Raw genomic sequence first — 25,632 nt, 5'->3', positions numbered from 1 at the left:
GCTGCGGGCAGCGCGGGGTTTACCCTGCCTGCCGCCTCGGCTATCATTCGAGCCTCTTATCAATAGCGGAGACCATCAGTGGGCAACTCATCAAGTGACAGTTGTAGACCGACCCTCATCGTCGGTACCAAGGTCGCGAGCTAGCCGCAGGTCTTTCTCTGCCGCAACTCGCAACCCTGCGAGAAGCGGAAATCCACTCCCCTCTTCTCCCTTTTTACACTTGACGTCTGGCAACCAGAGGCCAATCGCCACGGTCGCCATGCCTGCATAGTTTCTGCTTCCCACAAGGAGGCTGCTATGCGTTTTATCTCAATCAAACCGGCTGCGGATCGCGCGGTCGCAACAGGTTCTGTTGCTACCCAGGCTCACCCCCTGTTGAGCCGGCTCGGCCGTGGCATGCTGCCACGCTGGCTGGGCGGCAAACAGCGTCAGCACCACTACCGGCTGCAGATCCGCTGTGAGGATCGCGCCGATATGGAGCAGGTGCTGGATATGGTGAACCACACGTTGCAACCGGCCGGGCTGCAACCGATGCAATCAATGAAGCCGGGTCGCGGCGGCGGGCGTGAGCTGGTGCTCAACCTGCAGTGCACCCCGCCCCAGCGACGCTATCTGGTGCAGTTCGTTCATCAGGTCGGATTAGCACATCCGGTACGCTGGCAACTGCGCCCGCGCATCGACTGCGCTCCCGAACTCAACTGACCGCACACCTGCGTTAACCACTGTGAAAGGGGCCAGCCACGCTGGCCCCGCTTGTTGCGTCCTCTCCGAGCGTCAGGGCATCTGATGATGCTCGCGCCCCGGGACGCCGCGTTTTTGTTTTTCTGCTGGCCATCCGCGCAATCATCTCCTGATCCATCCGCCTCCCGGCGTTTCATCATGGATTGCGCCAAGCCAGCGCTTATCAGAAGGAGTACGCCATGAAGATGTGGCAACAAATTGACATGATCTCCCTGCTCGACACCCTGGCCAGCCTGTTGCTCGCCTTTGTGCTTGGCAGTCTGGTCGGGCTGGAGCGCCAATACCGCCAACGTACCGCGGGCCTGCGCACCAACGTGCTGGTCGCCGTGGGGGCCGCCCTGTTCGTCAGTCTGGCCCAGCGCATCTATGACCTGCACGGCGGCAACTACAACGTGGTCCATGTGGTGGCCTATATCGTCTCCGGCATCGGCTTTCTCGGCGCTGGCGTCATCATGCGCGAATCGGGCAATATCCGCGGCATCAACACCGCCGCCACTCTCTGGGGAGTGGCCGCCGTCGGCGCCGCCTGTGGTGCAGGACTGGCCATGGAGGCAATTCTGGGCGCCCTGTTCGTGCTGGCCGCCAACACTCTGCTGCGACCGCTGGTCAATCAGATCAACCGTCGCCCGGTGGACAATCTGGATACCGAAGTGACCTACAAGGTGACGGCCCTGACCCCGCGCGAGCATCAAAAAGAGGTGCTGCACTGGCTGGAAGAGATGCTGGAGCAGGCCAACTACCCCTTGAGCGAACTCGATATCGAGCCGTTTGGCGCGGGGGATCTGGAGATCTCGGCGGTGCTGCTGGCTACCTCCATCGATGGCGACGAGCTGGATGCCCTGATGCAAAAGCTGGCCATCCACCCTCATATCAAGCAGGTGTTCTGGCGCACCAGTACCACCGATTGAGCCGTTGGTCAGAGGAACGAACCATCCGCCCGCAGCAAAAAGCCCCGCCAGCAATGGCGGGGCTTTCTCATATGGGATGGGCGAAGAGTGGCTAGCGGCGGCTGCGCCAGCGCACCCTGGGGGTGATCACCTGGGCAGTCTGCGCCGGGGGATTGCCCGCAATCAGTTGCTGCATCAGCTCGAAAGCGGCGAGAGCCAGCGCCGGACAATCCTGCGCCACCGAGTCGATGCGCATGGGAATGCAGTCGAGCAGGTCATGATCATCGAAGGTACACAGGCGCATCCCTGTCTCCATCAGCCCCGCCTCATTGAGGTAGCGCAGTACCCCTTCCAGCAGTGTAAAAGAGGCGGTAAAGAGCCCCCTGGGAGGCGCTCCCAGCTCGGCCACCAGCTCGGCCATCAGCTGATAACCGGAGCTCGGCTGATAGTCGCGATGACGCACCCGGGCTACATCGGCTTCAAAACCGGCGCGATGGAGCCCCAGCTCATAGCCCGCCAGCCGGTGACGACTGGGGGAGAGATCCAGCAGGCCGCCGAAGTAGTAGATCTCCTCGCCGCACTCGCTGGCCATGTCCCGCACCAGCTCGGCGGTGGCCTTGCAGGCATCGGAGATCACCATGGGCAGGCGCGACTCGCCAATATGGCGGTCGAGCTGCACCACCGGCAGGCGGTCGTGAATGCGGGCATAGATGTCATCGCTGTGGCCGCTGGAGGCGACAATCAGCCCATCCACCTGGCGGCTGATGAGGTTATCCACCACCCGCTGCTCGAGGGCGGGATCATCCTCGGAGCAGGCGATCAGCAGCTGGATGCCCGCCTCCCGGCAGTGCGCCTCGAGGGCACGGGCAATGCGGGCAAAACCGAAGTTGGTGAGATCGGGGATCACCAGCCCCCAGGTGTAGCTGCGGGTCTCGCGCAGGGAGCGGGCATGAAAGCTCGGCAGGTAGTGACACTCCTCCGCCACCGCCTGAATGCGCTTGCGGGTATCGTCGGCAATCCGGTACTCCGCACTCTTCCCGTTGAGCACCAGACTGGCGGTCGCCTTGGACACCCCCGCCAGTTCGGCGATCTGGGCAATCGTGATCCGTTTCTTCTTCTCCACCTGGCCTCCCGGCTGACTAGAACCGGGCTATTGTACTAAGCACGCCGACAGCGGCCAGTGATTGAGGCAAATTTTGCAGCCATCATCGCCGTTACCTGATGAAAGTTGCGGCTTCTCCCCGGGGAAGTAGCGCGCCGACAGGGTGTGGCGACCCTCATCGATGAAACACTCCAGACTGGAGCGATCGCACAGCACGGTGATCCGCCCGCCAGCCCATGGGCTGCTGCGGGTCTCCCACGCCCCGCTCTGCCAGTTCTGGCGCCGCAAGGTGATGCGCCCCGGCTGCCACACCAGCTCGGCCACGGCGCCGAACCAGAGACTCCCCTCACCGCAGAGCCCCATATCGAGCCAGGCCGAGTCGATGGCCAGCCCCGGAAACTCGCCAAGCGTCCCCTCGAAGCGGGTCTGCTCTCCCTTCAATGCCGCCAGCTCCGCCACCGGCCGCTGGCAGAGCCACTCATCCTGCCAGAACAGCTCCCGCGGGCAGCTCATCTGGTGGATCCAGCCATAGGGGATGGTGGGCTGGCTCATCTCGTTCGCCTCCGGCAGACCCAGCCAGCCAAACAGCAAGCGCCGACCCTGGCTATCCAGAGTGGTCTGGGGGGCATAGAACTCAAAGCCCCGGTCCAGCTCGTGGAAAGCCCCGTGCTCGAAGCGCTCGCCGTCGAAATCTCCCGCCAGCCAGCCGCACTGGTAGAGGTTGCGATAATCCTCGCCCACCGGGGCAATCCCCTGCGGGCAGCTGATCAGCACATGGCGATCGACCAGCGGGAAGAGATCCGGGCACTCCCACATATAGCCAAACTCACCCAGCCCCCCTCGCCCGCTACCGGCGATGGGACCCACCCACTGCCAGCTTTGCAGGGTTTCGCCGCGATAGAGCAGCACTTCCCCCTTGTCGCCCAGAGTGCGAGCCCCCAGCACCATCAGCCACTGCTGGCCGTCGTGCCACACCTTGGGATCGCGCACATGGCCGCTGTAGCCTGCGGGCAGATCCAGCACAGGCCCCAGCTTGGCAAAACCGGCCTCACCGTCGGCGCGGGCCAGACACTGATAAGCGGTACGACTGCCATCCGGGTATTTGACATTGCCGGTGTAGATAAGAGTCAGGCGCCCCTGCTCGTCGCTCACCGCCGAGCCCGAATAGCAGCCGTGGCTCTCATAGGCTTCGGTGGGCAACAGCGCCACCGGCTCGTGCTGCCAATGCAGCAGATCGGTGGAGGTGACATGGCCCCAGCCCTTGTTGCGGTGCTCGCAGCCGAGCGGATTCCACTGGTAGAAGAGGTGGTAGCGCCCGTCGTGCTCGATAAAACCGTTGGGATCGTTAAGCAGCCCCACCGGGGCTGCCAGATGCCAGCGGGGCCGATGGGGATCGGCCGCCGCCTTGAGCTGTCCGGCCAGCAGCGACCGGACAATCTGGTTGAGAAGATCGCTTTCCTTCATCACTCCACCTTGTACTTGAGCAGGTAGGAAGCGGCGAAAGCGGCGCCAAAGGCGATCACCAGCCCGATGATGTAATGAATAAGGCTCATGGGCTGGACGATGGCCATGCCGGGAATACCGGTCAGCCCCACCGCCGTCATCCCCACCTTGGCCGCCACCACGTAGGCACCGCCGCAGGCCCCGCCAAACAGACCGGCGAGGAAGGGTTTGATGTAACGCAGGTTCACCCCGAAGATCGCCGCTTCCGTGATACCCAGCAGGCAGGACATGGCAGCCGGCACGGTAATCGCCTTGATCTTCACGTCGCGGGTCTTGAAGTAGACCGCGAGGCAAGCCCCACCCTGTGCCACGTTGGCCATGGCCCAGATGGGCAGCAGGAAATTGACGCCAATTTGCGGATTGGCCAACAACCCCGCCTCGATGGCGTGGAAGCTATGATGGATGCCGGTGATGACGATCAGCGAGTAAGTGCCGCCAAATACCAGCCCCGCCAGCCAGCCAGCCTGCTCATAGAGGGCGCTCAGACCGAACGAGATGCCATCCCCCAGCACCCGACCCGCCGGGCCGATAAAAAGCAGCGCTACAAAGCCGGTGATGATGACGGTGAGAAACGGCGTGAGGATCAGATCCAGCGCATCCGGAATGCGCTTGCGCAGCTGTTTCTCCAGATGGGACATAAACCAGACCGCCAGCAGCACCGGGAAGACGGTGCCCTGATAGCCGATCATCGCCACATCCAGCCCGAAGAAGTCCATGGTCTTGAAACCACCGGCCACGCCCCAGGCGTTGGTCAGCGCCGGGTGGGTGAGGATGCCGCCGAGGGTCGCCCCGAGGTACGGATTGCCGCCAAACTCCCGCGCCGCCGTAAAGCCGATGAGGATCGGCAATATGATAAAGGCCGCCGAGCTGAACATGTCGAGCATCACAAACAGGGCGCTGTCGGCATTGACCCAACCGTAGGTGCGCACCATGCCGAGCAGCCCCATCAGCAGGCCCGAGGCGACGATGGCCGGAATGATCGGCACGAAGATGTTGGAGAGGGTTCGCGCCAACCGCTGGGCCACGTTGAGCTTGGCCGCCGCCATGTCGGTCAGCTCCGCCTTGCTGGCGGTGCCGGTACCGGTCAGCGCCACGAACTCCGCATAGACCTTGTTGACCAGACCGGTGCCGAAGATCACCTGAATTTGGCCCGCGTTGCTAAAGCACCCCTTGACCCCCTCCAGCTTGTCGATGGCGGCCTTGTTTACCTTGCTGTCATCGGCCAGCACCAACCGCAGCCGGGTGGCGCAGTGGGCTGCGCTGACGATATTCTCCTTGCCCCCGAGCAGGGGCACCAGATCCTTGGCTATCGCACTGATATTCATATTCTTCCTCTTATGACCCGCCACGCTGGCGGGCCCTTGTCACATGAGAGTAGGGGCTGTCGAGCCGAGCTTCTAGCCTCAGCTCAACAGCCGCTTGCGCTTGATCGCAAAAAGGCATCCAGTTCGGAGCGGGTCGGCAGCGCCGTCATCGCCCCCTTGGCGGTGGTGGCGAGCGCCCCGCAACCGTGGGCCTGAGCCAGGATGGCGGGTAGCTCGGCCAGAGTCGGCAGCGACGAGCGCCCGGCCAGCGCCGCCAGCAGACCGGCGACGAAGGCATCCCCCGCCCCCGTGGTGTCGATGGGCGTTACTTTCTGCCCCACCCACTCCAGCAACTCGCCATCAAGGCGAGCCACCACCCCGGCCGCCCCTCTGGTCACCAGCACCAGCGCCGGGCCAGAGAGAGTGGCGAGCCCGGCGGCCAGTTCATCCTCGCCACTCAGCAGTTGCAGCTCCTCGATGGAGAGCTTGACCACATCCGCCTGTGTAATTGCCTGACGCACCAGCGGCAGCATCTCGGCCGGGTTGCCCCACACCTCGGGGCGCAGGTTGGGGTCGAAGCAGACCCGCCCGCCTGCCGCCTTGATGTCCGCCATGGCCTGCAGGCAGCTGGTGCGCACCGGCTCGTTGGCGAGCGCGATGGAGCAGGTCAGCAACCACTGACCGGCATCGAAGTGGGGCAACTCATCTGGGGTGAGGAACTGGTCGGCACTGGGGCGCACCATAAAGGTGAAGCTGCGCTCCCCCTCATCATCCAGTGCCACCAGCACGGTAGAGGTGCGATGGTCAGGATCGAGCCGTAGCGCACCGATATCCACCCCCTCCCCGCTCAGGGTGTCGGCCATAAAGCGGCCGAACGGGTCAGCACCAACCCGGCCGATAAAGGCCGCATCGCCACCCAGCCGTGCCACACCAACCGCCACATTGGCGGGCGCACCACCCGGACACTTGAGGTAGTTCAACGCCCCTTCCGGGATCAAGTCCACCACCGCATCCCCCATTACCCACACTCGATTCGTCACCTTGCTACTCCACTGCTGCATCGGATCCACGGTCAAACCCGAACTCTGTTCTGTTGGCTGGCATTATCAGCTAAACCGTTTTAGCCAACCAACAGATCTCGGCACCGGCTGCCATTTTTGTGATCGGGATAACGAACTAGAACCAGGTTTCCATCTGTAAGCCAAAGTTCCACTCGCCACCGGCGGTGAAGTTGCTCTGGCCCATGGCATCGTCGCTGGCGTAGTTGTCGAGCTCGGAGGACCAGTCCATCCAGCTGGCGAACACCCGCAGCTCGGGACGTTCGAAGAAACCGGCGGTCTGCGCCTTGAAGGTGGGGGCGAAGGTGAGCTTGGTGAAGTTGCCGTTCACCGCCTGGCGTCCCTTGTAACCCTTGGGGTCGAGATCCATGTACTGCCAGGCCGCCTCGTAGACCAGCTCGACGTTCTGGCTCAGCACCTGCGCCACCCGGGTATTGAAGGTGAGCCAGCGGTACTCGTCCCCTTTCACGTAGCGATCCTGACTCTGCTCGGCTAGCAGGGCCGGGGCAAAACGCCAGCGCGAGTTGAGATCGGTGGCGCCAAACACGGCGACCCGCACTGCATCGGCGTCCGGCAACAGCTCGCTGTCAGAGCCCAGCCCCTTGACCTCGGCCCCCAGCCCATGACCGTACAGCACCGCCGCCTTGGCAAAACCGGGGTTGATGCCAAAGAAGCTCTCGCCGTGGTAGGCCAGCAGGGTGTGTGCCCCCTTGTCCGCCGCCTCGCTGCCCGCCCCCTTGTCATTGATGCGGGCATCATTGTCCTTGGCCGAGAGACCGTTCACCATCCATTGCCAGTTGCCGACGCGGTTGTTCATGGTGAGGATGTAGCTCTCGATATCGGAAAGACCGCTGGCGCTGATGTCGCCGTAATCGCGGCCATAGAGGGAGAAGTTGGCCTTCCAGCTATCGGCCAGCTGCACGTCGTAGACACCGCCGCCGGTACCGGCCAGGAACACCACGTCGGAATCGAGCCAGTGGATGTCGAAGTTGTCCCGATCAAAGCGCTTACCCGCCCACAGCACCGCATTCTTGAAGGGGCCGTCGAAGCTCGCCAGATTGCCGATCTCGGCAAACACCTGACGGGTATTGAGGCTCGAATCGCTGGCGGTCCAGTCGTTGCTGGTCTCCACCCCGTCAGCCAGCATCAGCTTGTAGCGGGCCCAGCTGCCATCCTCGAAGGTCTGGGTTTTCAGCAGGTTGGCCTCCATGTAGGTGTCATCCTCGTTGCCAAGACGACCGACAGCCCCGCCCACCGAACCGGCTGGCGTGATGTAGGGGCCGCCGCGCCCACCGTTGCCATTGCTGTTGACCAACAGGCCCGAGCGAGCGTAAGCGTGAAACTCGAAACCTTGGGCACCGGCGGTCTTCTCATCCACCTTCTGGCTGCGGTTGTCGGCCACCTGCGCCTGCTCACTCGCCGCGCTCGCCTTCACTTCCGCCTGACTGGCACGGCTCTCTGCTGCCTCGGCTCTCGCTTCAGCCGCCTGTACCCGCGCCTCCAGCGCCGCCAGACGGGCCTCGATACCGCCATCCGCCGCCCACAGCGGGTTGCTCATCCCCAATCCCAGCGCTACCGCCAGCGCCAACTTGCTCTTGAACATCATCATCTTCCTCACCTGTCATCTGTAGCCCGAACGGGCGCTGTTGTTATCGACAGCCAGAGCATAGCTAAACCGCTTTAGCCAACTCAATACAGCAACTAAACCGTTTCAGCAATAGTGTGAGCGGGATAACATTTGTACAGCAGGAATTGGCGGGAGTTGTGAGGAGGATCCCTCATCAGGATCCACTCAATAGGGCGGACCCTGGCTAAACGGCGGGCAAAAAAAGAGCCGGCACAAGGCCGGCTCTGTTTATTCGGGTCGCTGAAATCAGCTGGTCAGATCGTCGAAGAAGCGTTTCACCCCTTCGAAAAAGCCTTCCGATTTCGGCTTGTGGGTCTTGGCAGCGGCGCCGCTGAAGGATTCGTCCAGCTGGCGCAGCAGCTCTTTCTGCTGCTCGGTGAGGTTGACCGGCGTCTCGATCACCACCTTGCACATCAGGTCCCCTACCTGGCCGGAGCGTACTGACTTCACGCCCTTGCCGCGCATGCGGAACATCTTGCCGGTCTGGGTCTCCGGAGTGACCTTGAGCTTGACGCGGCCATCCAGGGTCGGTACTTCAATCTCGCCACCCAGCGCAGCTGCGGTGAAGCTGATGGGCACTTCGCAGTAGAGGTTGTTGCCGTCACGCACGAAGATCTCGTGCTCTTTGACGTGCACCTGTACGTAGAGATCCCCTGCCGGTGCCCCTGCTTCCCCCGCTTCCCCTTCGCCGGAGAGACGGATGCGATCGCCGGTATCGACGCCCGCCGGAATTTTCACCGACAGGGTCTTGGTGCGCTGGTAGCGACCTTCACCGTGGCACTTGCGGCACGGATCCTTGATGATCTTGCCGCGACCGTGACAGTGCGGACATGCCTGCTGCACCGCGAAGAAGCCCTGACGCATCTGCACCTGGCCGGAGCCGTGGCAGGTCGGGCAGGTCTGGGCACTGCTGCCGGTGTGGGCACCGGAGCCGTTACAGACTTCACAGTGAACCAGGGTCGGCACCTTGATCTCCTTGGAGACCCCGCGTACCGCCTCTTCCAGCGTCAGCTCCATGGTGTAACGCAGGTCGGAGCCACGGGCCGGGCCACGACGGGCACCACCACGGCCACCGCCGAAGATGTCACCGAATACGTCACCAAACATGTCGGCGAAGTCGGCACCGCCGCCAAAGCCACCGTGGCCACCGCCACCCTGGCTCGGGTCGACACCGGCATGGCCGTACTGGTCGTAACGGGCACGCAGGTTGGCATCGGTCAGGACCTCGTAGGCTTCCTTGACCTCTTTGAACTTCTCTTCGGATGCGGCATCACCCTGGTTACGATCCGGGTGATACTTCATGGCCAGGCGCTTGTACGCCTTCTTGATCTCGCGATCGTCGGCATCTTTCGCCACACCCAGTACTTCGTAGAAATCGCGCTTCGACATACTCATCCTGTGGTTACGCAGACGGGCGTTGGTTACCCAACGCCCGTGAATTCATTGACCAAGCCGATGGGCGAAGCGGACTTCGCCCATCTGGGTAGGGCTTACTTCTTGTCGTCTTTCACTTCTTCGAACTCGGCGTCGACTACGTCGTCGTCAGCCTTGGCAGAAGAGGAGGACTGACCGGCATCAGCACCGGCTGCACCCTGGGCCTGAGCCTGCTGCTGGGCAATTTCCATCAGCTTCTGGGACGCTTCCAGCAGAGCCTGCTGTTTGGCTTCGATAGCAGCCTTGTCGTCACCCTTGATGGCCGCTTCCAGCTCGCTCAGAGCAGCTTCGATCTTGGTCTTGTCGTCGGCAGGCAGGGCTTCACCGGCTTCGGTGATCTGCTTGCGTACGGAGTGGACCAGACCATCAGCCTGGTTGCGAGCCTGTACCAGCTCTTCAAACTTCTTGTCCTCGGCCGCGTTGGCTTCGGCTTCGCGTACCATGCGCTCGATCTCGTCATCAGACAGACCAGAGGAGGCCTGGATGGTGATCTTCTGCTCTTTGTTGGTCTCTTTGTCTTTTGCAGAGACGTGCAGGATACCGTTGGCATCGATGTCGAAGGTCACTTCGATCTGCGGCAGACCGCGCGGTGCCGGACGGATGCCTTCCAGGTTGAACTGGCCCAGAGACTTGTTGTCGCTGGCGCGCTTGCGCTCACCCTGCAGCACGTGAATGGTCACGGCAGACTGGTTGTCTTCGGCAGTCGAGAACACCTGGGACTTCTTGGTCGGGATGGTGGTGTTCTTCTCGATCAGCGCAGTCATCACGCTACCCATGGTTTCGATACCCAGGGAGAGCGGGGTGACGTCCAGCAGCAGTACGTCGGTCTTGTCACCGGACAGTACGGCGCCCTGGATGGCAGCACCCATGGCCACGGCTTCGTCCGGGTTGACGTCTTTACGCGGCTCTTTGCCAAAGAACTCGGCAACGGTCTTCTGAACCAGCGGCATACGGGTCTGACCACCAACCAAAATTACGTCGTCGATCTCGCCAACAGCCAGACCGGAGTCTTTCAGGGCGACACGAACCGGCTCCAGAGAGTCCTTCACCATGTCTTCTACCAGGGATTCCAGCTTGGCGCGGGTCACCTTGATGTTCATGTGCTTCGGACCGGTGGCATCTGCAGTGATGTACGGCAGGTTGACGTCGGTCTGCTGGGCAGAAGAGAGCTCGATCTTGGCTTTCTCGGCGGCATCTTTCAGACGCTGCAGAGCCAGCTGGTCGTTACGCAGGTCGATGCCTTGCTCACGCTTGAACTCGTCTACCAGATAGTTGATGACGCGGTTATCGAAGTCTTCACCACCCAGGTGGGTGTTACCGTTGGTCGCCAGTACTTCGAAGGTGGTTTCGCCTTCAACTTCGTCGATCTCGATGATGGAGATATCGAAAGTACCGCCCCCCAGGTCATATACGGCAACCTTGCGCTCGCCTTTGACCTTGTTCACGCCGTAAGCGAATGCAGCAGCAGTCGGTTCGTTGATGATGCGTTTTACATCCAGACCGGCGATGCGACCGGCATCCTTGGTAGCCTGACGCTGGGCGTCGTTGAAGTAGGCTGGAACAGTGATAACGGCTTCGGTTACCGGCTCGCCCAGGTAGTCTTCGGCGGTCTTCTTCATCTTTTTCAGCACTTCGGCAGAGATCTGCGGCGGTGCCATTTTCTTGCCCTTCACTTCAACCCAGGCGTCGCCGTTGTCAGCTTTGGCGATGGCGTACGGCATGATTTTCAGGTCACGCTGCACTTCTTCATCTTCAAAACGACGACCGATCAGACGCTTGATGGCGAACAGGGTGTTTTTCGGGTTGGTGATGGCCTGACGCTTGGCCGGCTGACCAACCAGGATCTCGCCATCATCGGCATAGGCAATGATGGACGGAGTAGTACGATCGCCTTCTGCGTTCTCGATCACGCGAGCAGTGTCGCCATCCAGAATAGCGACGCAGGAGTTGGTAGTACCCAGGTCAATACCGATGATTTTACCCATTTGACGAATCTCCAAATACTTTGAATAAACTGGCGAGGAACTCGCCTTAATGCGTTAACGGCTAGGTGGGGGCTGCCAATCTGGCTTTCAAGCTCCCGGCATCAAATTTTTTGTGCCGCCGCGGCCTTGCTACCTATATGGGGTCGCCAGACGCAGCTTCAAGCCCCAACCCTAAAAAACCACACCCTTTGTCATGGTTGCGCGGTCACGTTGAGCCGTAAACCGGGCAAGATGAACAGGTGCTGCACTGCGAAACAAAAAGCCCGCCACAGGGCGGGCTCGGGCACCCACAGCCAATCAGTCGACCGCTTTGGCGATCATCACCATGGCCGGACGGATCACCCGACCGTTGAGGTCATAGCCCTTCTGCATCACTGCAATGACGGTGTTCGGGGCCACATCGGCACTCGGCACCATGCTCATCGCCTGATGGGCGTTGGGGTCAAACGGCTGGTTGATCGGGTCGAGCGCCACCAGACCAAACTTGGCCACACCGCTCTGCATGGATTTCAGGGTCAGCTCGACACCTTCGATCATCGGCTTGAGGGCTTCGTTCTCCTTGTCGGCCAGTTCGATGGCACGCTCAAGGTTGTCCAGCACCGGCAGCAGTTCGTTGGCGAACTTCTCCAAAGCAAACTTGTGCGCCTTCTCCACATCCAGCTCGGTACGACGGCGCAGGTTCTCCATCTCGGCGGCGGTACGCAGGGCGCGTTCACGCTCTTCCGCCGCTTTTTGGATGGCGGTTTCCAGCTGCGCTTCCAGTTCGGCAATGCGGGCCTGCTCGGCTGTCACTTCACTGTCTACATCGGTCGGCTCGACTGGCTGGGCTTCCACTTGCTCCATCGCTTCAACCTTTTGCTCTTCGTGGTTCATGACATCTCCAATTCCGGGGTTACTTATGAGGGCCCTGACGTCTGGTTGAGCGACCGGACGACAACAGACCGACTATGTTGGCGCTATTATGGGGATGCATCCCCGGCTTTCAAGGGGTAAAGGGCAATCAGGGTTGCTGAATAGCAGCAACCGTCGGTTTATCCGGGTTACCGCTCACCGTTTAACCAGTAGCCTCAAGGGGATAGCCAGCCCCGTCACACGGGAGAGCGTCACAAGCGGAGCAAAGCACTGTATACTGGCCCGCAATACCCATCCCAGATCTGACTGACTATGGATTCTCCGTTCAAAACCATCGCCCTGATTGGCAAACCCCACCATGAGGGGGCCAACCAGACGCTGACCGGCCTGCATCAATACCTGACCGCCCGCGGCTTTAGGGTACTGGTGGAGAGCCGGGTCGCCCAGACCCTGAGCATCCTCGATGAAAACGTGATGGATCTGGTACAACTGGGCCAGCAGGCCGATCTCGCCATCGTGGTCGGCGGTGACGGCAACATGCTGGGGGCGGCACGGGTGCTGTCGCGCTTCGATGTGGCAGTGATCGGGGTCAACCGGGGTAACCTCGGCTTTCTGACCGACCTCTCGCCGCAAGATTATCTATTGCCACTGGAGCAGGTGCTCTCCGGTCACTACAAGAGCGAACACCGCTTCCTGCTGGAAGCCTCGGTCTATCGCCACGGCGAGCGCAAATCGAGCAATCTGGCGGTCAACGAAGCCGTACTGCACCCGGGCAAGATCGCCCACATGATCGAGTTCGAGGTCTATATCGATGGCAGCTTTATGTATAGCCAGCGCTCGGACGGCATCATAGTGGCCACCCCGACCGGCTCCACCGCCTATTCATTGTCGGCCGGTGGTCCCATCCTCACCCCCAAGCTCAACGCCATCACGCTGGTGCCCATGTTCCCGCACACCCTGAGCAGCCGTCCCATCGTGCTGGATGCCGACAGTGAAGTGCGACTGCTGGTCTCGCCAGAGAATCAGGATGACGCCATGCAGGTGAGCTGTGACGGTCAGGTGACGCTGGCGGTACACCCGGGGGACGAGATCCTCATCAAAAAGAGCCACCACCAGCTCCATCTGGTGCATCCCCTCGACTACAGCTACTTCCATGTGCTGCGCAACAAGCTCGGCTGGGGTAGCAAGCTGTTTTAAAGAACCGGTTCAGGGCCTGACTGGCTGAGCGCCACCTCGCTGCGCAGCCAGTCGCTAAAGGCGCGAAAGCGCGGTCGCTCGCGGTTCTCCCGCGGCGAAATCAGCTCGTAATTGCGCCCGGCTGGCACCCGCGGGCCACCCACTGCCACCAGCGAGCCCTGCGCCAGCAAGCTGCACACCAGCACCTCCCGCCCCATTGCGACGCCCATGCCGCCCTGCGCCGCCTGCAGCGCCATCTGATAGTGATTGAAGCCGTAGTGACGCTGTTCATAGGGCAGAGCCATGGCCGCGCCCTCGCACCAGTGGCGCCACTCCGAGAAGAGCTGCTGCACATCAGTCGATTCGGAGGCGTGGATAAAACAGGCCTCCGCCAGCCGGGCCGGATCCGCCAGCAATCCCAGCCGCTCGGCATATTCGGGAGAACAGACGGGCACCAGTTGCTCTTCCATCAACAGCTCCCGGTGCAGATCACTGCAACGGGTGGCGCCGTAGTAGATGGCCAGATCCACCCGCTCCTCGTTGAAATCCACTGCCCCCGCCCGTACCCGCATCATGACGTTCAGCCCGGGCCAGCGCTGCTGGAAACGGGGCAACCTTGGCATCAGCCAGTTGAGCCCCAGGGTAGGCGCAACCCCCACGTGGAGCGTCCCCCGCAGATCCTGAGCCCGGATATCCTCGATCTCCTCGTTGATCTGGCGCAGGGAGTGGCTCAGGGTCGCCAACAGTCTCGCCCCCTCCTCCGTCAACGCCAGCTTGCGGGTCAGGCGAATAAACAGGCGAAACCCCAGTAGCCCTTCCAGATGACGAATACGGTGGCTGATGGCCCCCTGGGTGAGGTTCATCTCCTCGGCGGCGCGGGTGAAACTGAGATGACGGGCCGTGCTCTCGAAGGTGTGCAGCAGGGCTAGGGTGTTCTGTTGTACCAGCATGGATAACCTCGTGATCACGATCGTTACGGTGCAGGGCATTAGTATGCCACTTCCACTTATGGATGAAACTGGCTAATCCATAGTGCCCCTTATTTCGTTTGTCTGGCCATCCACGCCCCTCTTTAATAGGTGCAACCCCTATCCCTGTTCATGAGGTGGACAATGAAAAACGGACTCAAGATTGTGGTCATCGGTGCTGGCTCCAGCTATACCCCGGAGCTGATTGAAGGGCTGATCCAGCGTCAGCACGAGTTGCCAATGCGCGAACTCTGGTTGGTCGACATCGACGATGGCCGCGAGAAGATGGCGATCATCGCTGCCCTCACCCGCCGCATGCTGGCCAAAGCCGGGCTGGCGGTACGGGTTGAAACCCGGCTCGATCGGGAAGAGGCACTGCAAGGCGCCGACTACGTCTGCTCCCAGTTTCGCGCCGGCTGTCTGGAAGCCCGCATCAGCGATGAGCGGATCTCGTTGAAATATGGTCTGATCGGTCAGGAGACCAATGGACTGGGCGGCTTTGCCAACGCTTGCCGAACCATCCCCATCGCCTTGCAGATCGCCGCCGACATGGAACGCCTCTGCCCCGATGCCTGGCTGCTCAACTTCACCAATCCGTCAGGCATGGTGACCGAAGCGGTATTGCGTCACAGCAAGATCAAAGCGGTAGGGCTGTGCAACGTGCCGGTGATCATGCAAAAAGGGGTCGCTACCCTGCTGGAGACCCAGAATGAGCAGGAGTTCATCATGCAGGTGGCCGGGCTCAACCACTTCATCTTCGTACGCCAGATCCAGCATCAGGGCCAGGACCGACTCGGCGACGTGATTGCCCGGCTCGCGCAAGGGCAGGATCCGCTGGTGCCGCGCAATATTCCCCCCTTTGCCTGGCCCAAGGACCTGCTGGCCAATCTGGGCATGATCCCCTGTGCCTATCTGCGCTACTACTACATGAGCGACGACATCCTCAAGCAGGAGCTCGGTGAGGCCAATGGCGAAGGTACCCGGGGCGAGGTGGTCAAGGTCATCGAGCAACAGCTGTTCGATCTCTATCGCAACCCGGATCTCGCCGAGAAGCCCAAGGCGCTGGAAGGACGCGGCGGCCAATACTATTCGGAAGCCGCATGCGAGCTGATGAGCGCCATCCACAACGACAAGCGCATCATCATGCACGTCAACACCCGCAACAATGGCGCCATCAACGGTCTGCCGGATGAGTGCGCGGTGGAGGTCAGCTCCCTTATCACCAAGTCAGGCCCGCTGCCGCTCAACGTGGCCCCCTTCCCGCAAGACACCCTGCGCCTGCTGCAGTTGATGAAAGAGTTCGAGCAGCTCACCATCGAGGCCGCCATCACCGGCAACCGCCACGCAGCCTGGCGTGCCCTGGTGCTCAACCCGCTCATCACCAGTGGCAGTCGGCTGGAGCAGGCACTGGACGAGGTGATCGCCGCCCATCCGGATCTGATGTCAGCCTTCCACTGAGCGGCGTCACGCCTCTCATCGCCCCCTCTCGGTCCTGTACGGGTCACCACTCTGGTGGCCCGTTTTCGCTTAAAAATGGTGGCCACCTCTTTACTGTATATAAGACCAGTATATACTGGATGCATACACAGTAATGTTGACCTATACAGGATGAGACCATGCTGACCCAGCTGACCGTCAACAACTTCGCCATCGTCAAGTTTCTCGAACTCGATCTGCAAGCGGGCATGACCTGCATTACCGGGGAGACCGGTGCCGGTAAATCCATCGCCATCGACGCCCTCGGCCTCTGTCTTGGAGAGCGGGCCGAAGCAGGCATGGTGCGACCCGATAGCGATAAAAGCGAGGTCAGCGCCCGCTTCCTGCTCGACAACAACCCGGCCGCCCGCGCCTGGCTCGCCACCAACGAGCTGGAAAACGAAGGTGAGTGTATCGTCCGGCGAGTCATCTCCGCCGAGGGGCGTTCACGCAGCTATATCAACGGCGTGCCTGTCCCCCTCACCCAGCTCAAGAATCTGGGCCAGCTGCTGGTCAACGTGCACGGTCAACATGCCCACCAGATGCTGCTAAAACCCGACTACCAGCTCGCCCTGCTCGACGGCTATGCCGGTCACCATCTGCTGCTCGACGAGGTGCGCCAGCACTATCAGCAGTGGCGCCAACTGCAAAACGAGTTGAACCGGCTCAAGGCCGAGCAGCAGCAGCGGGAAGCCCGCCGCCAGCTGATCGAGTACCAGGTGCAGGAGCTGGACGAATTTGCCCTGCAACCAGGGGAGTTCGAAGAGATAGAAGAGGAGCACCAGCGTCTCGCCAACGGCACAGAACTGATGCAAGAGTGCGGGGCTTGCCTCGATCTGCTCTATGACAACGAAGAGACCACTATCGCAGGGCTGCTGCAATCAGCCGTCGATCGAGCCGAGGGGCTGGTCAGCATGGACAGCCGCCTCACTCCGGTACTAGAGATGTTGAACGAAGCCCTGATCGGGGTGCAGGAGAGTCACAGCGAACTGCGCAGCTATCTCGATCGGCTGGAGCTGGATCCCGAACGTTTCAACGAGCTGGAGGCCCGCCTCTCCAAGGCGATCAATCTGGCCCGCAAGCACCATGTCAAACCGGCAGATCTGGCTCAGTACCATCAGGAGTTGGCCTCTGATCTCGCCCGCCTCAACTCCGATGAGGAGCGATTAGAGGGGATGGAAGATGAGCTGGCCGAGGCCCGTCAGGCGTTTGTCCAGGCCGCCGAAGCCCTGAGTCAGAGCCGTCAGCGTTATGCCGAGGAGCTGGGCGCCAAGGTGACCAGCAGCATGCACGAACTGGCGATGCCTGATGGCCGTTTCGCCATCGAGGTGCGCCCCGACGCCCAGAGCAGCCTCTCTCCGCTGGGTATAGATCGGGTGGAGTTTATGGTCACCACCAACCCGGGCCAACCGATCCAACCGCTTGGCAAGGTGGCCTCAGGCGGTGAACTGTCACGCATCAGCCTCGCCATCGTGGTGATCAGTGCTCGCAAGATCTCAACCCCGACCCTGATTTTCGACGAAGTGGATGTGGGGATCAGCGGCCCGACTGCCGCCGTGGTGGGTCGCCTGCTGCGCCAGCTCGGCGAGTCCACTCAGGTGATGGTGGTCACTCACTTGCCTCAGGTGGCAGGCAACGGACACCAGCATATGGTGGTGAGCAAGCATACCGATGGCAAAACCACCGAAACCCGGATGGATGCACTCGACCAGAATGCCCGCCTCAATGAGCTGGCACGCCTGCTCGGTGGCGACCAGATCACCGACAACACCCTGGCCAATGCTCGCGAGCTGCTGCGCCGTTGAATCAGGCCAAAACGCCGATTTGCAGCGATGGCGACTGACAGGGCTGACCGAACATGCTGACTTCGCAGGCACAGGCGAGCGCCATAGCCTCCACAGTCAGCAATAGCCAATAGCCAATAGCCAATAGCCAATAGCCAATAGCCAATAGCCAACTGTGAGCACCGAACTCGCGTCAGGATTACCGACCCAGATCAATAAAATGGCGAGTTAGGCGAAGCTGGCAGCAACATGGGCGTGGATCCGGTTGCCTTCATGTAGCGGATTTCGCATAGTGTTGCCCCCCTTTATGGGTATCCAATTGTGAGGCTTTGTCTATGATCCACGTTTTTGGTCACAAGAATCCTGATAGCGACAGTATCTGCAGTGCGCTGGTTATCACCGACTGGCTCAATGGCCAGGGCCATCAGGCCACCCCATGGCGTCTGGGTGACCTGCGCACCGAAACCCGTTTTATTCTGGAGCAGGCTGGCGTCAGCGAACCCGAGCTGCTGACCAAAGATCTGACCGGTGAAGATGTCTGGCTGGTGGATTTCAGTGATCTGGAACAGGGCCCTGCCACACTGGCACAAGCCAATGTACTGGGTCTGGTGGATCATCACCGTCTCGGCACTCTGGTCACCCAGTCTCCGCTGGATGCCTGGATCCGTGCCGTCGGCTGCACCTGCACCATCGCCTTCGATCTGCTGAGTCAGCAAGGTACCGTGACCCGCAGCCAGGCTCGCCTGATGCTGGGTGCCATCATGAGCGACACACTCTGTCTCACCTCGCCGACCACCACCGAGCATGACAAGATCGCTTGTGAGCGTCTGGCTCCGCTGGCCGAAGTATCACTGGCCGAGTTCGGCCAACAGCTGCTGATGGCAAAAACCGACCTGAGCGGTCTGACTCCGGCTCAACTGCTGCAGCAGGACGAGAAAGCGTTCCAGGCGGAAGGTTGCAACTTCATCATGAGCCAGATCGAAGTGGGCAGCGAGCAGCAGCTTGCCGAGCAACTGCCAGCCCTGCAGCAGGAGATGGCCCAGCGCGTGGCGAGCGAAGGGCTCGACTTCTTCGTGCTGATGGTCACTGACCTGACGGCTGCCGCCAGCCGCATCTACTTTACCGCGCACCCGAAAGTACCGGCCCAGTCCAGCTACCACCCAGGCTTTGTCAGCCGCAAGAAGCAGGGCCTGCCCTGGGTGATGGATCTGCTGGCCAAGGCCTGATCCTCCCTCACCATCACCTATGCCACAGCCCTGCCCCTGCGCAGGGCTTTTTCATCGCCACCGCCAGCCGCACTCTTGCCCTACCTTGCTGACTCTCTCGCCCACCACTGCGGTCGCTCGCTGACTCCTTTTCGGCGTATTGCCGTTAACGCCATCACTTTGCTTACATATTTGCGGCTGTTATTTATCTGAATGAGCGTAAAACCCCGTCCTTTCAGGGCGGGGATATAAGCGAGGTAAAATATCTTGATATCCCACATTAGCTGCGCAAGCATGTAAGGATGACAAAGCGCGCCTACAAATACCGTTTCTACCCCACCTCTGAACAAGCTACATTGCTTGCTCAGACGTTCGGCTGTACCCGATTTGTCTATAATCACATCCTTCGCTGGCGTACCGATGCCTTCTATCAGCATCAGGAAAAAATCGCTTACACCCAAGCCAACGCCAGATTGACCGCACTCAAGAAAGAGCCCGAATATCTTTGGCTCAATGATGTGTCCAGCGTCCCGCTCCAGCAAGCCTTGCGTCACCAACAGGCGGCATTCAAAAACTTCTTTGAAGGGCGAAACAAGTACCCAACTTTCAAAAGCAAGCACCATAAGCAATCGGCCACTTTGACCGATGCCGCATTTAAGTATCGGGAAGGTCAGCTCTACATGGCAAAGAGCAAGGAGCCGCTGGCTATCCGCTGGAGCCGCCCGCTCCCCTGCGAACCCAGCACCGTTACAATCTCCAAAGACGCAGCTGGCCGATACTTCGTCTCCTGCCTCTGTGATTTCGACCCCGAGGCGCTGCCCATCACACCCAAAATGGTCGGCATTGATCTCGGCATAAAAGACCTATTTGTAACCAGCAATGGAAATAAGGTCGACCATCCCCGTCACACGGCAAAATACGCAACCCTGCTTGCCCGCGCCCAGCGCCGCCTGAGTAAAAAGAAACTCGGCTCCGCCAATCGTGCGAAAGCCAAAGCCAAGGTTGCCCGTATTCACGCCAAAATCTCCGATTGCCGACAGGACAACTTGCACAAGCTGTCCCGCACACTGATTAACGAGAACCAAGTTGTGTGCGTTGAATCCCTCAAGGTGAAGAACATGATCCGCAACCCCAAACTGGCAAAGGCGATAGCCGATGCGTGTTGGGGTGAGTTTGTGCGCCAGCTGTCGTACAAGGGCGAATGGGTGGGGCGCTCGGTGGTTGCCATAGACCAATTTTTCCCCAGCTCAAAACGCTGCTCTTGTTGCGGATACACACTTTCAAAATTGCCGCTGTCAGTGCGTGACTGGGAGTGCCCTGAATGCGGGGAACACCACGACCGTGACCACAATGCGGCCAAGAATATTCTTGCGGCGGGGCTCGCCGTTAAAGCCTGTGGAGAGAATGTCAGTCTGGTGTAACGCATGTTACCTCAGCAGTTCTCGTTGAATCAGGAAACCCGGTTAGGTGACTAATCGGAATCCCCTCCCTTTAGGGAGAGGAGGATGTCAACAGGGCTTTGCTGCAGGATAATCGCCGCGCACAAACTTTTCCGTTTCCATTCAGGTGATCGATGAACATAACCCCCAAGCAGAGAACACTGGCCATCACCATGCTGATCGCCGTGGTGCTCCTCGGCTGGCTGCTCTGGCCCAGTCAACCACCCAAGGCGATGCTGACCGCTCAGGTGACCCGCGAGGATATTGCCCAGACCGTGCTGGCCAGTGGTGTGCTGCAGGCCGTAGAGCAGGTGGATGTGGGGGCCCAAGTCTCCGGTCAGGTTACCAAGCTGGCCGTCGAGGCCGGAGATCAGGTCAAGCAGGGAGACCTGCTGGCCGAGATCGATCCCCTGATTGCCCAGAACAACCTCAAGACGGCCGAGGCGGAGCTTGCCAGCAACCGCGCCCAGCTCAAGATCAAGCAGGCACAACTCAAACAGAACGAGCTCGCCTGGCGGCGCCAGCAGCAGATGTTCAAACAGGAGGCGAGCTCACGGGCCGATCTGGAAAGTGCCGAGGCACTGCTGGCAGTCACCCGCGCCGAACTGCAAAACAGCCAGGCCAATATCGACAACGCCCTGATCAAGGTTGATAGGGCCAAGACCGAGCTGGGCTACACCAAGATCCTGGCGCCGATGGATGGCACCGTCATCAGCATTGTGACCCGTCAGGGCCAGACCCTGGCTGCCAGCCAGACGGTGCCGACCGTGCTCAAGCTGGCCAACCTCGAGACCATGACGGTCAAGGCGCAGATCTCCGAAGCCGATGTCACCAAGGTCAAAGCCGGCATGCCGGTCTACTTCACCCTGATCGGCGATCCGGATACCCGCTATCAGGGTACGCTTCGCGCCGTGGAGTTAGCGCCTACCAACATCAACGATCAGGCCACCACTGGGACCACCACCAGCAATGCGGCTGTCTACTACTACGCCCTGTTCGATGTACCCAATCCCGACCATACCCTGCGGGTCGCAATGACCACCCAGGTGACCATTGTGCTCGGCGAGCGCAAGCAGGTGATCACTGTGCCGCAAACCGCCCTCGGCAAGTCGCTGGGTGACAACGAGTATGAAGTCACCGTGATCAAGGACGATGAGACAACCGAAACCCGTCATATCAAGACCGGTATGAAGGACGAGATCCGCATTGAGGTGATCAGCGGGCTGAGTGAGAAGGAGGAGGTGCAGCTCAATCACGGAGCCCCCGCCGACAATGATGAGAAGGCGGTGATGCTATGAGTGAGCCCCTGAACCAGCTGCCGTTGATCCAGCTGAAAGGGGTCGAGCGACGCTACCAGAGCGGCGACAGCGAAGTCACCGTGCTCCACCCTCTTGACCTCACCATCACGGCAGGAGAGATGATCGCCATTGTCGGCGCGTCCGGCTCTGGCAAGTCGACCCTGATGAACCTGCTGGGTTGTCTGGATAGCCCGAGCGGCGGCCAGTACCTGTTTCGCGGTCAGGACACAGCCAGCATGGATGCGTTGGCGCTGGCCCGACTACGCTGCCACCACTTCGGCTTTATCTTTCAGCGCTACCACCTGCTGCCCCATCTCGATGCCGCCGCCAACGTGGAGATCCCAGCTGTCTATGCCGGTACCAGCCGCCCGGATCGCCAGGCGCGTGCGCGTCAGCTGCTGGGCAGACTGGGTCTGGCCGATCGCAGCCACCATACCCCGGGCCAGCTCTCCGGCGGTCAGCAGCAGCGGGTCAGTATCGCCCGGGCGCTGGCCAATGGCGGCGAAGTGATCCTCGCCGATGAACCGACCGGCGCACTGGATAGCCAGAGCGGCAAGGAGGTGATGGCAATCCTCAAGGAGCTGCACGCTCAGGGCCACACCATCATTCTGGTCACCCACGATATGAACGTGGCCAGCCATGCCGACCGGATCATCACTCTCAAGGATGGTCGGATTGAACAAGATAGTGGCCCCAGCCAAACGGCCGTGTTGGCTCCAGCCACCGCCACACCCCCTCAAAAAATAGTGTCCACTAAAGGTGCCATGGGTCACGACTGGGATCGCTATCGGGAAGCGGGACGGATGGCGATGCATGCCATGCTCGCCCACCGGATGCGCACCTTCCTCACCATGCTCGGCATCATCATCGGCATCGCCGCCGTGGTGAGCGTGGTGGCGCTGGGGCAAGGGGCGCGCGCCAAGGTGATCGACCAGATCAATGCGATGGGCACCAACACCATCGAAATCTTCCCGGGCAAGGGATGGGGCGATGAGAAGATGGCCAGCATCCAGACCCTCAACAAGGGAGATCTCGATGCCCTGCTGGGGCAACCCTATCTTGCGGGCGCCAGCCCCGAGATCGGCAGCTCCGGCCAGTTGCGCTATCGCAACAAGACCAACAGCGGCAACGTGACCGGGGTTGGTAACGACTATTTCAAGGTGAAGGGGATGACGCTGGTCAGTGGTCGCTTACTGGAGTGGCAAGATATCCAGCAGCGTGCCGCCGTCGCCGTGGTGGACAAGAAGAGCATCACCAGCCTGCTTGGCAAGGAGGATCCTGTCGGCAAGGTAGTACTGGTCGGCACCTTGCCGGTGCGGATTGTCGGGGTGGTTTCGCAGGAGACCGGCTTTGGCCCCACCAGCCAGTCGGTCAATATCTGGCTGCCCTACAGCGCGGTGATGAGTCGCCTCATCTCGCAGCACCACTTCAGCCAGATCACCATCCGGGTCAAAGACGGGGTACAACCGGCACTGGCCGAGCAGGCGGTGATCGAGCTGATCACCAAGCGCCACGGGGTGAAGGATTTCTTCACCTTTAGCAGCGACAGCATCATCAAATCGGTAGAAAAAACCACCGCCACCATGACCCTAATGGTCTCGGCCATCGCGGTGATCTCGCTGATCGTCGGCGGGGTGGGCGTGATGAACATCATGCTGGTGTCAGTGGTCGAGCGCACCCGCGAGATCGGCATTCGCATGGCCGTGGGCGCCCGCCAGTCGGATATCCTGCAGCAATTCCTGATTGAAGCTGTGATGGTGAGCCTGCTGGGGGGGATCTTCGGCGTCGGCCTCTCGCTAGGCATTGGTGCGCTCTTTTCACTGTTGGTGGACTCCATCAAGATGCAGTTCTCGCTCTTCTCCATCCTGATGGCCTTTGGCTGCTCGTCACTCATCGGGATCCTGTTTGGTTACCTGCCGGCACGCAATGCGGCGCGGCTCGACCCTGTTGTCGCACTGGCGAGGGAATAACGATGCACAAACTCTCCTGGCTGGCTCTCTCTATGGCCCTCAGCGGCTGCAGTCAGCACAGCACCTATCAAAGACCCGAACTGGCGATCGCCCCCACATGGCAACAAGCAGAGGGCGCCCAACTGGCTGCGCAGGCAGGCCAATGGTGGCAGGAATTTCATGATCCCCAACTCGACAAATTGGTCGAGGCGGTTCTAGCCGCCAACCCGGACATGCATGTGGCGGCCCTCAAGCTCAAAAGCGCCAGACTGGGCGCCGAGCAGGCCGATACCAACCTCACCCCCTCGGTCAATGGCACTATCGCAGCCAGTGGCAACAAGGATCTGAAAACCGGCAAAGGCACCAACAGTCTGGGCCCCTCGCTGAGCCTCAGTTACGAAGTAGATTTGTGGGGCAAGCTTGCCTCGGTACGAGATCAGGCAAGCTGGGAGGCGGCGGCAAGCGAGCAGGATCTCGCCAGCACCCGACTACTGCTGATCGGCAATACCCTGGAGCAGTATTGGCAGCTCGGCTATCTCGGCTCTGCCATCACCCTTGGGGAACAGCAGCTGGCCAATCTGATCCGTACCGAGCAGCTGACCCAGACCAAATACCAGGCAGGCGCCATCACCCGGCTCGATCTGGCGCAGGCACGCCAACAGTTGGCCGGAAAACAGGCTGAGCTGGCCTCCCTCAAGGCGCAGCAGGAGCAGGCTCGCAATGCCCTGCGTCTGTTGCTGGGCCGCAGCAGCGGGCCGCTGGAGTATGCACCCGCTTCACTTGCAAAACAGACCATTCCTGAACTTGCGGTGGGTATTCCGGCCGATGTGCTGGCACGCCGCCCCGATGTCAAAGCGGCCGAATTGCGGCTGCGCAAGACGCTGGCTAAAGGTGATGAGATCCGCACCAGCTTCTACCCCAGCCTGACCCTGACCGGCAGTGCCAGCACCGCATCCGATAGATTGGCGCAGGTGCTGCAAAATCCGGTCGGTACGCTGGGAGCCAGCCTCGCCCTCCCCTTTCTTGAATACAACCGCACCCAGCTCGCCATCGAAAGCTCAGAGCTGGATTACCAGATTGCTGAAACCGAGTTTCGCAAACAGCTCTACACCGCACTGGTGGAGGTGGAAGACAATCTGGCCGCACGCCACTATGGCCAGCAGCGACTCGATTATCTGCAGGAGCAGCTGAGTTATGCCCGGGAGGCCGAACGCCTTGCCAAGGCTCGCTTCCAGGCGGGTGCGACCGGCGTGCAAGCCTGGCTCGATGAGCAGAACCGACTGTGGGATGCCCAGCAGAGCCTGTTGGCCCAGCAAAAAGAGCAGCTCACCACCACTGCCAAAATCTATCGCGCCCTGGGTGGCAGCGATAGCGTGGCGCCCCGATAACGCCTCCCCCCAATATTCCCCACTCTGCCTGTAGAGTGGGGAATACCATCGCCATCGACCGCACCGAATTCCCTCGCCCACACGGCAGACGAACGCCATTGCTCATCATCAGGGGCAGTTACGGCAGCCGATCCAATTACATGCATCGGCGACCCAGAATATCCCGGCCATACCTTGAGACCACCTCTATACCTCACGCACCCTGTGGAGATAACGATTACCGGATATTCCATCAGCAGAGAGCTCGACTCTCGCCGAGCGGCGCCCCGTGAATCGTGAGAGACATATCCGAAGCGCATATCTGCACGACGCATACAAAAAGCGATATCACGCAGTTAATTCTGCACGACAAAATTAATCGTAAACAATGAGTGATATTGCCGTCATTCCGCACCTGATTTTGCTATTTTCAGTGCTTGACGGCGATCGGCCGTTCTGATCTATTACTCTCTTTTG

Annotated in this window: 19 protein-coding genes; 10 read left to right on the top strand and 9 right to left on the bottom strand. The window is 60.6% G+C overall.

What is annotated here, in order from left to right; all coding sequences use genetic code 11:
• Positions 1-297: 297 nt before the first annotated feature.
• Both OKC43_RS17060 and OKC43_RS17055 read left to right on the top strand, forming a co-directional pair.
• Positions 298-702, top strand: coding sequence for a hypothetical protein (locus tag OKC43_RS17060; protein ID WP_201936887.1), 405 nt, complete (start codon positions 298-300; stop codon positions 700-702).
• Between the two features lie 218 nt (positions 703-920).
• Positions 921-1,649, top strand: coding sequence for an MgtC/SapB family protein (locus tag OKC43_RS17055; RefSeq protein WP_201936888.1), 729 nt, complete (start codon positions 921-923; stop codon positions 1,647-1,649).
• A gap of 91 nt (positions 1,650-1,740) precedes the next feature.
• On the opposite strand, the gene OKC43_RS17050 is transcribed toward OKC43_RS17055, so the two are convergent.
• The 8 genes from OKC43_RS17050 to grpE all read right to left on the bottom strand — a co-directional run bounded on the left by OKC43_RS17050 (position 1,741) and on the right by grpE (position 12,514).
• Positions 1,741-2,751 carry a LacI family DNA-binding transcriptional regulator gene (locus tag OKC43_RS17050; RefSeq protein WP_064336901.1) on the bottom strand — a complete coding sequence of 337 codons (1,011 nt, stop codon included), beginning with the start codon at positions 2,749-2,751 and terminating at the stop codon, positions 1,741-1,743.
• 27 nt (positions 2,752-2,778) lie between these two features.
• Positions 2,779-4,194 carry a glycoside hydrolase family 32 protein gene (locus OKC43_RS17045; RefSeq protein ID WP_201936890.1) on the bottom strand — a complete coding sequence of 472 codons (1,416 nt, stop codon included), beginning with the start codon at positions 4,192-4,194 and terminating at the stop codon, positions 2,779-2,781.
• Positions 4,194-5,558 (bottom strand): sucrose-specific PTS transporter subunit IIBC, encoded by a 1,365-nt coding sequence (locus tag OKC43_RS17040; protein WP_042657031.1) that lies wholly within the window; start codon positions 5,556-5,558, stop codon positions 4,194-4,196. Before OKC43_RS17040 ends, OKC43_RS17045 begins: the two co-directional genes overlap by 1 nt.
• 83 nt (positions 5,559-5,641) lie before the next feature.
• Positions 5,642-6,598, bottom strand: coding sequence for an aminoimidazole riboside kinase (locus OKC43_RS17035; RefSeq protein WP_270657313.1), 957 nt, complete (start codon positions 6,596-6,598; stop codon positions 5,642-5,644).
• Positions 6,599-6,713: 115 nt separating this feature from the next.
• The gene (locus OKC43_RS17030) at positions 6,714-8,204 is read right to left on the bottom strand and encodes a carbohydrate porin (RefSeq protein ID WP_270657312.1); all 1,491 of its coding nucleotides are present in this window, start codon (positions 8,202-8,204) and stop codon (positions 6,714-6,716) included.
• A 264-nt stretch (positions 8,205-8,468) separates the two neighbouring features.
• A complete protein-coding gene (dnaJ, locus tag OKC43_RS17025) occupies positions 8,469-9,611 on the bottom strand; it encodes a molecular chaperone DnaJ (RefSeq protein ID WP_005338032.1) in 1,143 nt (380 codons plus the stop codon).
• Positions 9,612-9,712: 101 nt separating this feature from the next.
• Positions 9,713-11,641 carry a molecular chaperone DnaK gene (gene dnaK, locus OKC43_RS17020; protein ID WP_005338034.1) on the bottom strand — a complete coding sequence of 643 codons (1,929 nt, stop codon included), beginning with the start codon at positions 11,639-11,641 and terminating at the stop codon, positions 9,713-9,715.
• Positions 11,642-11,938: 297 nt separating this feature from the next.
• Positions 11,939-12,514: a nucleotide exchange factor GrpE gene (gene grpE, locus OKC43_RS17015; protein WP_005338036.1), complete on the bottom strand. Its 576-nt coding sequence runs from the start codon at positions 12,512-12,514 to the stop codon at positions 11,939-11,941.
• A gap of 291 nt (positions 12,515-12,805) precedes the next feature.
• Here grpE and nadK point away from each other — a divergent pair, with 291 nt between their 5' ends.
• Positions 12,806-13,690, top strand: a complete 885-nt coding sequence (gene nadK / locus OKC43_RS17010; RefSeq protein WP_270657311.1) for an NAD(+) kinase — start codon at positions 12,806-12,808, stop codon at positions 13,688-13,690.
• Here the strand turns inward: nadK and OKC43_RS17005 are convergent.
• Positions 13,687-14,619 (bottom strand): LysR substrate-binding domain-containing protein, encoded by a 933-nt coding sequence (locus OKC43_RS17005; RefSeq protein ID WP_270657310.1) that lies wholly within the window; start codon positions 14,617-14,619, stop codon positions 13,687-13,689. The two genes, nadK and OKC43_RS17005, sit on opposite strands and share 4 nt — an antisense overlap.
• A 162-nt stretch (positions 14,620-14,781) precedes the next feature.
• On the opposite strand from OKC43_RS17005, the gene OKC43_RS17000 reads away from it, so the two are divergent.
• From OKC43_RS17000 to OKC43_RS16970, 7 genes are all read left to right on the top strand, one after another.
• Entirely contained in the window at positions 14,782-16,095 is a 1,314-nt protein-coding gene (locus OKC43_RS17000; RefSeq protein ID WP_270657309.1) for a 6-phospho-beta-glucosidase, read from the top strand.
• Positions 16,096-16,253: 158 nt separating this feature from the next.
• A complete protein-coding gene (recN, locus tag OKC43_RS16995) occupies positions 16,254-17,918 on the top strand; it encodes a DNA repair protein RecN (protein WP_270804023.1) in 1,665 nt (554 codons plus the stop codon).
• A 314-nt stretch (positions 17,919-18,232) separates the two neighbouring features.
• Positions 18,233-19,123 (top strand): manganese-dependent inorganic pyrophosphatase, encoded by an 891-nt coding sequence (locus OKC43_RS16990; protein ID WP_182970716.1) that lies wholly within the window; start codon positions 18,233-18,235, stop codon positions 19,121-19,123.
• A gap of 281 nt (positions 19,124-19,404) precedes the next feature.
• Positions 19,405-20,523 (top strand): RNA-guided endonuclease InsQ/TnpB family protein, encoded by a 1,119-nt coding sequence (locus OKC43_RS16985; protein WP_182939237.1) that lies wholly within the window; start codon positions 19,405-19,407, stop codon positions 20,521-20,523.
• Positions 20,524-20,675: 152 nt separating this feature from the next.
• The gene (gene macA / locus OKC43_RS16980) at positions 20,676-21,839 is read left to right on the top strand and encodes a macrolide transporter subunit MacA (RefSeq protein ID WP_270804022.1); all 1,164 of its coding nucleotides are present in this window, start codon (positions 20,676-20,678) and stop codon (positions 21,837-21,839) included.
• Positions 21,836-23,809, top strand: coding sequence for a MacB family efflux pump subunit (locus tag OKC43_RS16975; protein WP_270804021.1), 1,974 nt, complete (start codon positions 21,836-21,838; stop codon positions 23,807-23,809). Before macA ends, OKC43_RS16975 begins: the two co-directional genes overlap by 4 nt.
• 2 nt (positions 23,810-23,811) lie before the next feature.
• Entirely contained in the window at positions 23,812-25,176 is a 1,365-nt protein-coding gene (locus OKC43_RS16970; RefSeq protein WP_270804020.1) for an efflux transporter outer membrane subunit, read from the top strand.
• Positions 25,177-25,632 lie beyond the last annotated feature (456 nt).

Source organism: Aeromonas sp. Y289-2, assembly GCF_027705925.1.
Lineage (GTDB): Bacteria > Pseudomonadota > Gammaproteobacteria > Enterobacterales > Aeromonadaceae > Aeromonas > Aeromonas veronii.
Note: the sequence above shows the minus strand (reverse complement) of the source record. Positions and strands in the feature narration are given on the sequence as shown.